Source organism: Paenibacillus sp. 276b (assembly GCF_900107875.1).
GTDB lineage: Bacteria > Bacillota > Bacilli > Paenibacillales > Paenibacillaceae > Paenibacillus > Paenibacillus marchantiae.
In genome coordinates this window covers 115,450-129,067 of the sequence record NZ_FNRR01000008.1, presented here as the reverse complement: position 1 = coordinate 129,067, position 13,618 = coordinate 115,450, and the positions used below count along the sequence as shown (strand labels likewise).

Annotated in this window: 10 protein-coding genes; all 10 read left to right on the top strand. The window is 40.6% G+C overall.

The window, feature by feature from the left end; translation table 11 throughout:
* Window positions 1-8 precede the first annotated feature (8 nt).
* The 10 genes from BLV50_RS27545 to BLV50_RS27495 all read left to right on the top strand — a co-directional run bounded on the left by BLV50_RS27545 (window position 9) and on the right by BLV50_RS27495 (window position 12,832).
* Window positions 9-365, top strand: a complete 357-nt coding sequence (locus BLV50_RS27545; RefSeq protein WP_079696840.1) for a type II toxin-antitoxin system PemK/MazF family toxin — start codon at window positions 9-11, stop codon at window positions 363-365.
* Between the two features lie 149 nt (window positions 366-514).
* Window positions 515-877, top strand: coding sequence for a hypothetical protein (locus tag BLV50_RS27540; protein ID WP_079696841.1), 363 nt, complete (start codon window positions 515-517; stop codon window positions 875-877).
* Between the two features lie 586 nt (window positions 878-1,463).
* Window positions 1,464-2,255: a hypothetical protein gene (locus BLV50_RS27530; protein ID WP_079696843.1), complete on the top strand. Its 792-nt coding sequence runs from the start codon at window positions 1,464-1,466 to the stop codon at window positions 2,253-2,255.
* Complete coding sequence (locus BLV50_RS27525) at window positions 2,255-4,174, top strand: VirB4 family type IV secretion system protein (RefSeq protein WP_079696844.1); 1,920 nt, start codon at window positions 2,255-2,257, stop codon at window positions 4,172-4,174. The genes BLV50_RS27530 and BLV50_RS27525 overlap by 1 nt, the downstream gene beginning before the upstream one ends.
* Window positions 4,175-4,206: 32 nt before the next feature.
* Window positions 4,207-6,432, top strand: coding sequence for a hypothetical protein (locus BLV50_RS27520; RefSeq protein ID WP_218135436.1), 2,226 nt, complete (start codon window positions 4,207-4,209; stop codon window positions 6,430-6,432).
* A gap of 66 nt (window positions 6,433-6,498) precedes the next feature.
* Window positions 6,499-8,289 carry a peptidoglycan DD-metalloendopeptidase family protein gene (locus tag BLV50_RS27515; RefSeq protein ID WP_090811030.1) on the top strand — a complete coding sequence of 597 codons (1,791 nt, stop codon included), beginning with the start codon at window positions 6,499-6,501 and terminating at the stop codon, window positions 8,287-8,289.
* A 73-nt stretch (window positions 8,290-8,362) separates the two neighbouring features.
* Window positions 8,363-8,758: a hypothetical protein gene (locus BLV50_RS27510; protein WP_079696847.1), complete on the top strand. Its 396-nt coding sequence runs from the start codon at window positions 8,363-8,365 to the stop codon at window positions 8,756-8,758.
* A gap of 86 nt (window positions 8,759-8,844) precedes the next feature.
* Window positions 8,845-10,698, top strand: a complete 1,854-nt coding sequence (locus BLV50_RS27505) for a hypothetical protein (RefSeq protein ID WP_090811028.1) — start codon at window positions 8,845-8,847, stop codon at window positions 10,696-10,698.
* Window positions 10,699-10,728: 30 nt separating this feature from the next.
* Window positions 10,729-11,502 carry a stalk domain-containing protein gene (locus BLV50_RS27500; protein WP_090811026.1) on the top strand — a complete coding sequence of 258 codons (774 nt, stop codon included), beginning with the start codon at window positions 10,729-10,731 and terminating at the stop codon, window positions 11,500-11,502.
* A 250-nt stretch (window positions 11,503-11,752) separates the two neighbouring features.
* Entirely contained in the window at window positions 11,753-12,832 is a 1,080-nt protein-coding gene (locus BLV50_RS27495) for an RNA-guided endonuclease InsQ/TnpB family protein (protein ID WP_090811024.1), read from the top strand.
* Window positions 12,833-13,618 lie beyond the last annotated feature (786 nt).

The window sequence follows — 13,618 nt, the reverse complement described above, 5'->3', positions numbered from 1 at the left end:
GATTCTGTATGGGATTACAGCGTATTACTACGCTCTTTATGAGGGGGGAATCCTATTGGGTTGAGCTTCCGGACGGAGAGGGAAGCGAACAGGAGGGTGAAAGGCCTGTTTTAATTGTATCTAATGACTATGGGAATACATTTTCACCAGTTGTTAATGTGGTTCCGATGACGTTAGAAGCGAAAAAACCAATTCCAACACATGCTTTGATTGAAAGTTCTCTAGGTCTTCAGACAGTTCTTTGTGAGCAAGTAATGACCGTAGACAAATCTAGATTGCTTTCGAAGCATTTAATATTTTCCCCAGAAGACATGTTCAAAGTAGATAAGGCACTTTTTAATGTTTTTTTCTATCAAGGATCATGAAATTATTACATAACTGAACAGATTATTTCTAAACCCTCTTCCATGCTGAAGGGGGTTTTTTTTATAGGTTCGAGGGGGTGACAACATTTAAGCATCAATTGTTATATGAGGTTAGATTGGGTCTAGGAAAAACAAATGGAGGAATGAAAATGAGCATTATTAAGTCAAAAAAATTCTGGTTGCAATTGGTTATAGTGGCAGTGTTTTGCCTGGCTTTTGCAACTGTAACATCAGCGGCAAAGCTGAATCCACAGGACGCCACAGCGTTCCAAACTTGGACAAAAGATTCTGCTGACCGTGGAGCAACAGCAGTAAGAGAAGTTTTTGGTTGGATTGCTGCTATCTTCTTGATTATTGGTGCATTCCAGTTTCTGACCGCTGCAGGAGATTCTTCTAAAATTCAAGCTGCAAAAGATAAATTTAAGTACACATTGGGAGCACTAGCCCTAGTCATTATGGCAGATAAAATTGTCGGATTGTTCTATGGTATCTTCGGAGGCAACCCTACCTAATTAGGAGGTATTTTTGATGTATGGAGAACAGCACTTATTAACCTTCAAAAGTCAGGAGAAAACAAAAGTAATCTACAATCTATCTTTTGCTCAAGTAGGTTGGTGGATTGCCGGAGGCTACTTATCGTTACAAGCAATCCAATACCTTCCTAAAATACCTGGTATCGGGACTGTAGGGTACTTACCACACATGATCCCGTTTGTAATTTTCTTGGCTTTTGCACATGTAACACACCCGTCAACGGGTCAACAACTACACCATTATCTATTGGGTTATCTCCTCTGCCGGAGACGTAAGCGGAGTTTCTTGTAGACAAAACAAAGGGGCGGTCCTATTATTTGGGCCGCATCCCTGCTTGATATCATTAAAGAGGAAATGGGGGGAATATCGTGGATATTATTTTGGGATTACTCTTGATTGCCATTGCGCTTGTAATGCATTTCAAAGGTAGAGAAACGAAAAAAAAATTACAGGCTTCTAAACCAGCTAATAAGAAAAAATAGTAATTGAAATACGAATAAAGATGCCTTGTATTCAAGGCATCTTTATTTGTATTTTATGAAGCTAATTAAAGAGGTGGAAGTAATGGATATTATATTGGTTGTCGCCATTGTCGGCGCGCTGCTATTTCTCCAATTCGGGGGGAAATCAAAGAAAAAAATAAAGAAGGAAGAAGCGAGCGATTGGTTTCAGGTAAAGGATCTGAGCGAGGATGGATTGATAACAACTGAAGATGAGCGATATATGTTTATGCTAGAGGTCCAGCCTATATCATTTGCATTGAAATCTCCCAGTGAACAAAAAACAATATGGATTTCTTTCAGAGAGGCCATTAATGCGATACCGCATCCCCTGCGTTTTAAATCCGAAAGTCATCCTTATGACCTAGATGGGTATTTTCAGGATCTCAAATCTCAAGCTTACGAAACGAATGATCCCTTAGACGTGCAGTATGTAAACGAATTAGAAGAGACTTTTCTAGGGATGATTGAAGCAAATAAGATTCAGGATCGGAAGTATTATGTTTTTTTGGAGACAGATGCGAGGTATTTGCTTGATTTGACAACAGAAACCTCTAATCCAATCATAAACGATCTATTAAGGAAAAATGCTGCTCGAAAAAATATGGATCAAGATATAGATGCCGTAAGACAAGAGCTAACCAATAGCATGCGGATTATACAATCAAAGTTTCACGCGGTAGGGATCATGACTACTGAAATGAATGAACGACACGTAAAACAATACTTATACCGGACACAAAATAGAGAGATTGCAGGTTTGGTCACATTAGACGAAATGATTGAAATGATTGCTGATGATGACCAAATACCACAATCGTTTGGGAAATCTGCATATACTGACGAGGTGGCTTAATGCTTAAAATACCATTTTTCAATAAGAAAAAAAGGGAACAAAGCGAACTAGAGGATGAGACAGAACAGAACTTTACTCTAGAGAAGGGGATATCAAAAAAAGAAGCTGCCCTGATTGCTCCACCATCTATCATTGAAAGAGTCCCTGGAGAGAATAATGCTACGGACTATTGGGTGGAATTTGGAGACAACACTGGCGGGGCACAGTATTTACGCTCATGGTTCTTGAAGTTCACAGGGCGAACTACTTTTGTAGGAATGTTTGATCCAATTATGCTCTCAGAAGGGGAAGGAGCAGTAGATATTACTGTTACCACGGAACCTGCTGAGATAAGCAACGAGATCAACGTCATCGCAAACCGAATCGCTGTACTTCAAGCTGAGCTAACTACTGAACATAACCCGGCAAAGGTCGGCTCTATGATGCAGGAGCTTAGTGACCTAGAAGGCCAGATGGGACGTTTACGTGTAAATGCAGAAAAATTGTTTAACACTTCTGTTTGTTTGAATGTGGCAGCGAACGAACCTGAAAAGTTAAGAAGATTGAGTCGAACCATTATCAAAAGACTAACTGGTATGGGTATTCGTTTCAATGCAGCAGACACGCGGCAATTAGAGACGTGGCGACATTCCGTGGGGATAGGTAATAAGGTTATTGCTAAACCTCACATTAAAGAAATGGAAAGTAGTAATGTGGCTGACTTTTTCTTGTTTGGATATGGGGGATTGTCACATCGTAAAGGTGTTCTACTCGGATTTGACCATTATCGTCGCCCTGTTTTTTATGACGGATGGGATCGTCGACTTGCGAATCAGCACATGGTCGTTTTTGGGCGAGCAGGTTCAGGTAAGTCTTTTGCAATTAAAGTTTTAACTCGTAGATCAGCAGCTTTAGGTATAAAAACGGGGATCATTGATCCGGAGAGGGAGTACAAAAATCTCGTACTCGCGATGAACGGGCCTTATGCGGAGTTATCTCCTAAACATGCTGATTTTCAGCAACTTAATATTTATGATGTTCGCGAAGAAGAAGATGAGTATGGCAGAGTATTCGTAGACATCGAAGAAGCTTCAAAAGGGGTTCAAGCTGTAATCTTCAAAATGATTAGAACTGTTGATCCAGAACTTCTTAATGGTACTGTCAAAGTAGCGATTCATGATACTATTATTCAACTTTACAAGGATTTTAAGATCAATAGTAACCCTGAAAGTTTGTATGAATTAGTCGATAATGAGTATGTAATTAAAACCATGCCAGTTCTGTATGATCATTATCAACTTATGCAACAGAATGAGAAATTAGAGCATATTCATCCGATTATCAAGTTGTTCACAAGAGATAGTGGGGATGAATCTAAATCTATCTTTGATGGCCAATCTACCTTCTCCATTGGTGATGCCAGAGTGTTTGGTATTTCTACGGCAGACCTCGATGAGGAATGGATGAAGCCAATTGGAACATTTGTTGCTAATAAGTGGGTATGGGAACGATTTGGTAAAAAGAATCGTAGTGAACGTAAGCGGATAGTTGGTGACGAGGCTCAGCTCATGATGGAGAATCCGGAAGAAGCAAAGTGGCTTGAGAATGCATACCGGCGTGGTAGAAAATTAAATGTATCTATGTGTGCAGTCACACAAGGCTTTGAAGTGTTCCTTCGGGTTCCTGAAGGCATGGGTATTCTTAAAAATGCTCCTACAAAACTACTATTGAGGCAAGAGAGTATTGATATTGATGCTGTGCAAGGTAAATTCAAACTTGCGGAGGGAGAGGCTAGGTTCTTACTTACAGCGCCTGCCGGTGTTGGGATATTGAAAGTGGATGAAGAGTCTACAATCGTCAGTATACAGCCTACACCAGATGAGTACTGGCTCTATACTACCAATCCGAATGATTTTGTTGAACACGGTATTGGAGCGTGATGAAATTGCATAGGAAAGGTACCGGTCTCTCAATGAGGCTTATTTTGGCGTTGTTAATTTTTAGCATCGGGATTTTGCTACCATCAATATCCGGATTTGCTCATGCGGAAACATCAACTCCTGAGCAAGTTGCAGATGGTCCAACGGATCAAATTAGAGATGGGGTGTTTGGCGAGCGCTTGGATGAGGCTGAAGATCCAGGCTATCTTGAAAGACAACTGGCGGGTTTGATCATAAATTTCGCGGAATTTATACGAAAGGCACTGGGGCTTAAAGATCTAAATGAGCTAATCTTTCTTAAAGGATCAGAAAACCTAATTTTTAATACTTTCGATTCGTCCATATTCAGTATTATTGTAGATTTTTTTAATTCCTTTTTAACGGTCAGTGCCTGGTTGGCTGTACTTTCTATTCTAGCATGGGCTTTTATGATTATGTTTAAGGGTGGTACACAGCAAGGGCAATTAAGTATAAATAGTATGTCTGAGGGGTTTGTGATCTACTTCGTTGGGCTAAACCTAGGCGGCTATATGTATAAGCTTGTTTTCTCTGCAAACTATTTGGTTGTACTGTGGGCTATTGATGGTCTGAAGATGGCAACCGGATGGGATGTAACGCAGGTCAATATATTAGACATAATGACATCCGAAACCAAAAGTTTGGGTCAAGCTGCATTGATTATTCTCATTGTATTTTGTGTGGGTATGTTGAATTATCAGTACGCACTTCGACTAGCAACTTTAATTTTTTTGATGGTTATTTTCCCTTGGGTGCTATATCGTTGTACGACTCCAGGCTCACAGAAAGTGCTGGACGAATGGTTTCGTGAATTCGCGGCTCAAGTGTTTACGCAAGCTGGTCATGCCATAGGATATGCTATTTTTATAGCGATTCTAGCCAAACAACCTAGCTTTTGGATTCTTCTCGTCTTTTTAGTAGGTATGCCTACCATCACGAGTTTGGTACGTATACCTATTGGAGCAAAAGGTGGAGGAACCGTTGGTGGCGGGTTTGGTATGGGAACAGCTATGGCGGTCCAAGGTATTGTCAAAGGTCTCCGAGGTAAAGGCAGTGGGGGTAAAAATGCACCTCCCTCTAATAACAACGGAATTATGCCTTCTGATTCGTTTGGAGCTACTCCAGCAACAGCGGATGCGTTGAGCCCTGTCAGTAGCCCAAGTTTTAATACTATGGCGGGTGGAGCAAGTAATTTGGCACCAGCTGCACCTGGAAAGGGCGGAAGTACAAAATTAAATACAGGGAGCAGAATAGGTCCAAGCGCTAACAGTAGCAGTGGTAGCAGGACCCCCAGCGGTGGTTCTTCGCAACCTTCTTCACCACTTCGGAATTTTGTGGAGTCTCGTGGAGGGGTCGTGGGGTTAGCCAAGACTGGAGGAGCTATGGCAGGTAAAGCAGCTGGAGCTGTTGCAAGAAAATCCGCTATAGCAGCAGGAGCAGGAGCAGGCTTTATCGCAGGGAGCGCACTTACAGGCAGTATGTCAGGAGGGTTTGTTGGTGCGGCATTAGGCTCTCAAGGTGTAGCTAAACTAGAACAGGGTGCTGGTGCTGTTGCAAAAGGAATAAAGGGATTGAGTCAATCTTATCAATCTTATAGAACAGAAAATCCTATACAGGAAACGCAGATGGCCCAAGCGCCATTGGCTCTTCCTATGGGAAGTAGTCCTCCATTGGCCCTTCCAGCGGGCCCGGGTGTTCAGCCTGGAGGGACTAACAGACCACTCGAATTGTCAGGACCAGTTCATACTCCACTCCAAGATCAGGGAGGAGTCATGGTAACATCTAAAGGTGGTGCAGGAATTACAGCACAAGGTAGCCCGACCTTACCAGGGAGACCGAATATGAGTAGTCAAAATCCTGGCCTTGGAAGTATCCCGGGTGGAGGAGGTAAGCGGAATACTGGAAGTATTTCAAACACTCCGAATCCAATGAACTCAACCATGATTCCACCAGTTCCTAGAAGTCCAATGGTGAATCAGAGGAACAGGAGTAATATGAACCATCTTCAACGAGTATATGATGAAGGAAGAAATGCAATGTCTGGCCCGAATCATTCACCTTCTAAGGGCGATCCTGGACCACAACCACCTCCTGTAGCTTCATCATCGCCTATGGGTTCTTATGGAGATCCTGGACCTCCACCACCATTGTCTGATAATGAAACCCGAGGTTTTTCTCAGTATGATGGAAATAGTAGGCCGCGGCCGATCGATATCCAACCCATTAAACGTAATGACTAAACCGATTAAATGTCTTCTCTATCAAATTAGAGAAGGCATTTTTTCTTAGTTTGAGGACGTGATCACTTGAGTTTAGAAGGACTCTTTCAAGCAGGTAAGAATGCCGGGAAGAATTATTTGAAGAAAAAGCTCGCCAAATTAGGAAAAGCAATCGCAAAAAAATTGATCATCAAATTAATGCCTTATATTATCGTAATTGCACTAATCTTAATCGCTTTTTTAAGTATTTATTCACTGTTTTTTGGGGCTCCGGATGATTTTAAACAAGAAAAAGGTCAAATGGCCATTTTTACAACGGATGAACATGACACTGAGTGGAATTTAGAGAAGGATAAAGAGCTTCAAAAGAAATACATTCAATTATCGGAGAATGGACTTGGTGAGAGTGGGGAGTATAGTTTTGGCTCTAACCAAGGTGTGCCTTATCAAGAGAGTCCCTTTGATCAGGCAACTTTATACCAAATTTCATGGGCACTTATTGCCGCAGCAGACCGTGTGATTGGAGATCCAGTTGTAGGTGACGGTAGGACACGTAAGCCTGATCCAGAACGAACATATAAGGCTATAGGACCACGGTTTACTTGGAAGGACACTGTGGTGACTATTGAAACGAAGACTACGACTTACAAAACGGTGACAGCAGAAGATGGGACTGAGCGTGAAGAGAAACAAGTCTCTGTTGATACTCAAACACATAAGACAAAGTTAATTACTAATGTGGATCAATATGATCAAACTGTTAATGTTGACTACCGTACGGAAACGGTTCAGACCGGTGATAGTGATAATTACACCAAAGTCACAGCTGAAGTACTTAGCACGGTTGTGTCGACGCCTCGTACGCCAGATCGATTAGTCACTTTTTTAGTTGATCATGGTCTCATTGAAGAGGACGCTGAATTTGTAATTGAACTGGCGAAAGTATACGACCCCCTGTTTGTCGGATTTCCTGGTAGCGGTGACGGTAATGGACAAGGAGGCAGTTATGTCAGTGGACAGATACCCCCTGAATTTGTACCTATCTATAAAGCGGCTGCAGCGAAGTATAAGATTCCTTGGTACGCACTTGCTGCAATTCATAACGTGGAAACCACGTTTTCGACTGACCCGACGATGGTATCGAGTGTTGGAGCGATTGGACATATGCAGTTTATGCCTGCAACGTGGGTAGGGTGGAAGTATAACATTGGTGGTGGACTTGTATCGGATTCTTTGGACATCACTAATTTAGGGACAATAAAAATAGGTGGGGGTTATGGAGTTGATGCGAACGGGGACGGTAAAGCCGATCCTTGGGACATCGAGGATGCAATATATTCTGCTGCAAATTATTTATCAAAGAATGGCTTTAACAAAAATCCACGTGCTGCTGTAAAGATGTATAATCATGCGGATTGGTATGTAGACAAAGTAATGGCACTTATTGAGTTATATAAAAAACCAGCTCCACTCTGGGAATCAGCTATATATCCTGTAGATCAAGGTGTGTATCGTGTTTCAAGCGTCTTTGGTTACAGAATACATCCTAAGACAGGTAAGAAAAAAATGCACTCAGGGATCGATCTAGCAGCCCCAGCAGGTACGCCAGTCAAAGCACCTATGGATGGAATAGTCACCTTTGTTGGTACTAAGAGCGGGTATGGAAATACGATCATTATTGACCATGGTGGAGGTTACCAGACGCTGTATGGTCACTTACTGGATGGTAGTACCCTCGTTAAAAATAACCAACAAGTTAAAGCCGGTGAGCAAATCGCAGGTGTGGGTTCAACGGGGGTTTCAACAGGAAACCACTTACATTTTGAGATTGTCACGAATGGTATGAAAGTTGATCCTACTAGTTACATGACATTCTAAATAATTTCGTTGAAGGGAGGGATGCCGGTAAACAAAAACTTATTTGAATTTAGAGAAGGGATGAGTAATTCACATGTACAAAAAAGTTATTATTCTAACAGTAATCACGATTTTAATGTTTGTATTTGCGGTGCCGGCGTTTGCTGAATCCGGTTTAAGCATACCTTCAACCAATACCAAAAAAGAATTAGATATATCTACAGTAGACGGAGGTCGTTTCTCTAGTGCGATGGATTCCCTTACGGGTGACACTCAAACGGTTGGAGGAAAGCTGGCTTATCCTCTTTTCTTCTTTTGTTTAATTTTCGGCATATTGCTTTGTGTCGGCGGGATATTTTCGAAGAAGCTTCTAGCTGCAGGTGGACTTTCCTTAGTCCTAGGGTTTGCAATTCTGCTCGTTCTTGGCGATCTTGGGAAAGCGGTAGATTACATGGATTACGTAGCCGTAACCATAAGAAATTATTTCTGATTATTATCACGAAGAGTGACGGAATCCCGTCACTCTTTTTTTGTATTAAGGCATAAGAGCATTTAAATGAAGAGGGAGGGTAACTTATGCACATAGCTGTCATTTGTAAGCAAGCAAATTACGATAGAATCTCTGCTGCACTGATCGAACTTAATGCTCAACTACAGATATCACAACCATTGACTAGTTGGAATACAGCTCTGGAATATATCCATGGTGCCAAAATTGATGGAGTTGTGATTGAAGAAAGTATCTCCTTTTTTAGCCAGGTTAGCTCCTTACCGCTACCTAGCTTAGTGTACTCCGGTCATCATCGTGATTTTAGGGATGCCGCAAAAAAATGGATTACTTCCCTAGGATTAGCGATAACTTCAATGAACGAAGAGACAGAAGATAGTAAACAAGAAACGGAAGTAATCAGTACATCTCCGGACAATAATCAATCGAAGAAACTCAAAACAGGTACAAAAGTAGCAATTGTAGCCAAGGATTCAAATCTGGTGGAACTGATCACTTCATTTGGGGGAATACAGATTGTTGCAAGTACAAGTTCTTTCCAGGATGTGATGTCTCTGGAGACGCTAAATCACCCCGAAGTAATCTTTATTGAAGAAGGGGTGATGCCAAAAGAAGAGTCCACTCTACGTGAACTTAAAATCAATCAAATTGTTACGGAGTATAAGGATATGGTAGGCGTAAGACTAGTGATGATGCTCTTCGAACGTAAGAATACTCGATTGTATAAGAAAATGATTGAAAAAGGCTTTTACAACTTTCTAGCTAAAAATAATGTTACTTCAGCAGACATTGAACGGTTAATAAAGGTGCCGCGTACACGCCAAGATACAATCGATTACCAGGATGAAGAACCGGTTGAGTCTGTTCAGGTAGAGCATGAAGTTCAGCAATCCAATCAATCAGAGAAGAAGAACCAACCTGATGAAAACAGTAAACCGTCAGCAGTCATCTCAATGGAGGAGCCGATTGCAAAAAAGAGCTTTCTAATGTCGAGAGTGGTAGAAGATGCTGGAGTTGCAACAGTCAAAGAGGAGTTCTTACACAATCCAGAAGAGAGTGCTAAAGAGAGTAGGGAAACTTCACAAACTATTGCTGTTCTTGAAACTCCTGAACCTGCCGTTCCAAAACCAACAAAGAGAAAGCCATTTTTTCAAAATATTTTTCGCAAAGCAAACCAGACTGAGTTTATTTTACAAACATCTTCTCCTGACCAGGTGGAGAAAATGAAGAATGAAGAGATAGAGAGAGTAACTAATCATACTGTTTTTGCATACCCAATGCCTCATAGGGTCCTTTTTTATTCACCAAAAGGTGGAGCTGGTACTACATCCATCGTGGTAGATCTTGCTGAAGGAGCAGCTGTTAATGCACTCGGCGTAGCTGAGATATCGTATAGCTATGGTCAAATTGCAGGCAGACTTGGTTTGCATCCTTCTTATACCATTGCTGACAGCCCGGACGGCATGGAAGAATTGGCGGTATGTAAAGACAAGTATCTTTGCTCACCGTGGATTTATTCTGTCAAAAAGCCGTTTAATGACACGTTGGTAAAGGAATGGCTGGTCAGAGCGGAACGTGCATTTGGAGGAAAGACCATATTGGCAGATTTACAGAGTCAAAGTTCACCTTTGATATTAATGGCTTCGCATGAGTGGTGTACGAAGTCTATATGGGTTGTACAAAACACCTCCTATCATCTAGGTATGGCTGACATGCAGATGTCTCATTTGAAGAAAATGGGGAATGAGTGGCGGAAAGTAGGGATTCTCATTCAAGGTGGTACCAAAGAACAGTTACCTTGGGAAGAAGTATTGGGGATACCTGTGATTGGTACACTGCCATCAGATATGTTAAGTAAGGATTGGAAAATGAATCTGCACGATATAATGGCCGAGTATTTAGGCATGCCGGTGATGGTTTGAAGCAAACAAATTTTGAGGAGGCATCACAAAATGAATTATAAAAAAAAGTTTATTAATGCTGGCTTACTTACAGCAGTTGTATCACTACTTATCGCAGGATCGGCATTTGCAAAAACAATCACTTCTATTCAAGCGACTATTGAGAGCCATATTAAAGTAATAAAAGATGGCCAAGAACTAACGCTAAGAAATGAACAAGGTAAGAAGGTGGAACCTGTAATGATAGAGGGCAGTGTTTATGTACCACTTAGAGCAATTAGTGAGACGGTGGGATGGGAAGTGGATTGGGATAATAGTGTTAAATCCATAACTTTAACTGAACCTGATAGTGGTATCGATCCCAATCAGCCATTGAATCCAGTTGAAGCTCCAGTAAGACCGATTTCACTAGTTGATTTTCCGGGAACAATCGATAGCAAGCTCCTTTTGTCCACGGTACAATCTGATCTTCAGATTGGTACAGTTTCTTTCGCCCAAGGTGGGATATTAAAAGGAAAGTCAGCACGTACAACCATTGATTTTGGTGGAGAGAGTTTTGAGACACTAAACTTGTTTATGGGTGTTAAGAAAACTGCTCCAACATCGGTAAAAAATAGTCCTACAAATGTGAATGAACCGGTAGAGGTTCGCTTTTTAGAAATTGATGGGAAGAAAGAAATTTCATTCTTCACAACGAACATTCGGCCAACAGACGGCGTTAAGAAATTTACTGTAGATCTTAAAGGGAAGAAGAAAATTAGAATCGCTATTACGAGTGATTTAACGGACACTCAATTAATTTTAGGTGATCCAATGTTCGATTAAAGTAATATTATTTTTCCGTGAGCTTTTCAAATCCTAAATCAGTGATATCATTCTACTTGTCCTCAAACATTAGATTAAAAGCACATTAATTAACAGTTATATGAAGTTTATTGTTTGTGTCACTTCATTGTGTGACACAAACAATCTAGTGTTACATAAGGAAGATCGTGGGGACATGAAAAAGAAGGAGCAATGATTGATGGCTTTTCGTTTTGAATGGAATAGACATGAATATAAGGGGGTGAAGTAAATATCTCAGACCATAACGGTTAAAATAAAGCTGCTACCGTCTAAAGAGCAGATCCTACTATTGAAACAAAGTAGTAACGAATATATCCGAGTTGTTAATGCACTCGTGGCCGAGATGGTAGAAGAAAAGAAAAGTGTTAAGAAGACAACAAAAGACGTTTTTGCTAATCTACCAAGTGCAGTAAAAAATCAAGCGATTAAAGATGCGAGAAGTGTATTCATTACCAAAGTTAAGAAAAGTAAATACACAATCATACCGACTCTGAAGAGACCGATTTGCGTATGGAATAACCAAAACTATTCTTTTGACTTCACGCACATTTCAATTCCATTCATGGTAGAGGGTAAATCTAATCGTGTAAAAATTCGTGCTTTATTTATCGACAAAGACAATCGAAACGTTAACCTTTTGAAGCACAAACTGGGTACGCTCCGTGTCACGAAATGTTCAGGAAAGTGGGTAGCCCAAATTGCTGTCACCATTCCAACAGTTGAAAAGAAGGGGATTCGGATTTTGGGCGTTGATTTGGGGCTGAAAGTTCCTGCCGTAGCCATCACAGATGATGATCAAGCTCGCTTCTTTGGGAATGGGCGAGAAAACAAATACAAGAAAAGGAAGTTTCGTAGTGTTCGTAAAAAGCTAGGAAAACAAATGAAAGTGAACGTTATTCGCAAGTTACAAGATAAAGAACAACGCTGGATGAAAGACAAAGACCACAAAGTTAGTCGTGAAATTGTTAATTTCGCAGTCGAGAATAAGGTATCTGTCATTCGTTTAGAGCAACTAACGAATATTAGACAGACGACAAGAACAAGTCGTAAAAACAAAAAGAATCTACACACATGGTCATTCTACCGTTTGGCACATTTCATTGAATACAAAGCAAATATGACGGGAATCAAAGTGGAATATGTGAATCCTGTAAATACAAGTAAAACATGCCCAGAATGTTCAAAAAAGAACAAGGCACAAGATAGAAGATATACGTGCCCATGTGGATTCAAGAAACATCGTGATATCGTTGGGGCGATGAATATTCGCTACGCAACTGTGATTGGCGGTAACAGTCGATCAGCCTAAGATGCTATATGCACTGTCTTAGGAGGGGCAATGGCATTCCCCAATCTTAGCACCTGTCTAAAGCAGAAATGAAATGAGGAGGTTAAGGTAGCTAAGAATCCCAGTCACTTTAGTGACCTTGCCCCTTTAGGGTGGGAGTGTCAAGTAGGTCATGTAAACAAAACTTTGCATTGATTTTTCATTTGATCGACATTTATAAAGAAGAACACATCTTATAAAAATAGTGAGTAGATGAAAAGTTGAGAAAGATAAAGCTGAATTGACGGAGAGATATTTATCTTGGTCCAATCGTCTTGAGGCGTTCGACGCTTTTATTTAGTAAATTAGCCAATAACTAAATATACTTAACATTGAGCCTTTAGGCAGATTAGATAGGTTAATCTGTCGGGCACTAATAAGCAACCCCATGTGCAATTTTGAACTGACATGGGGTTGCTTACTTCAATAAAGGTAAATTGGCATAAGAATATACAACCACTTTTAAATATTTTTTTAAAATACATGAGAAGATTAAAATAATAAGAGAAAATGTATTTCGAGATTTACATTTTTATCATATTATGAATACGGTATTATTTATAAAATCACCATAAATGTTAAGGGTTCTCATGATACATAGTACTTGTTCTTGAAATAGTTTTCGCATTTGTAACACCTCATTCCAAGAGCTACGAAAACTAGGGGATATTTGTGGATCTGTTACACAGAGCTGCACAACTACATTAGACATATTATAAGGCGGGATACAATGGATCATTCGGTGTTTGAATCTTTAAGGCAAGCTGG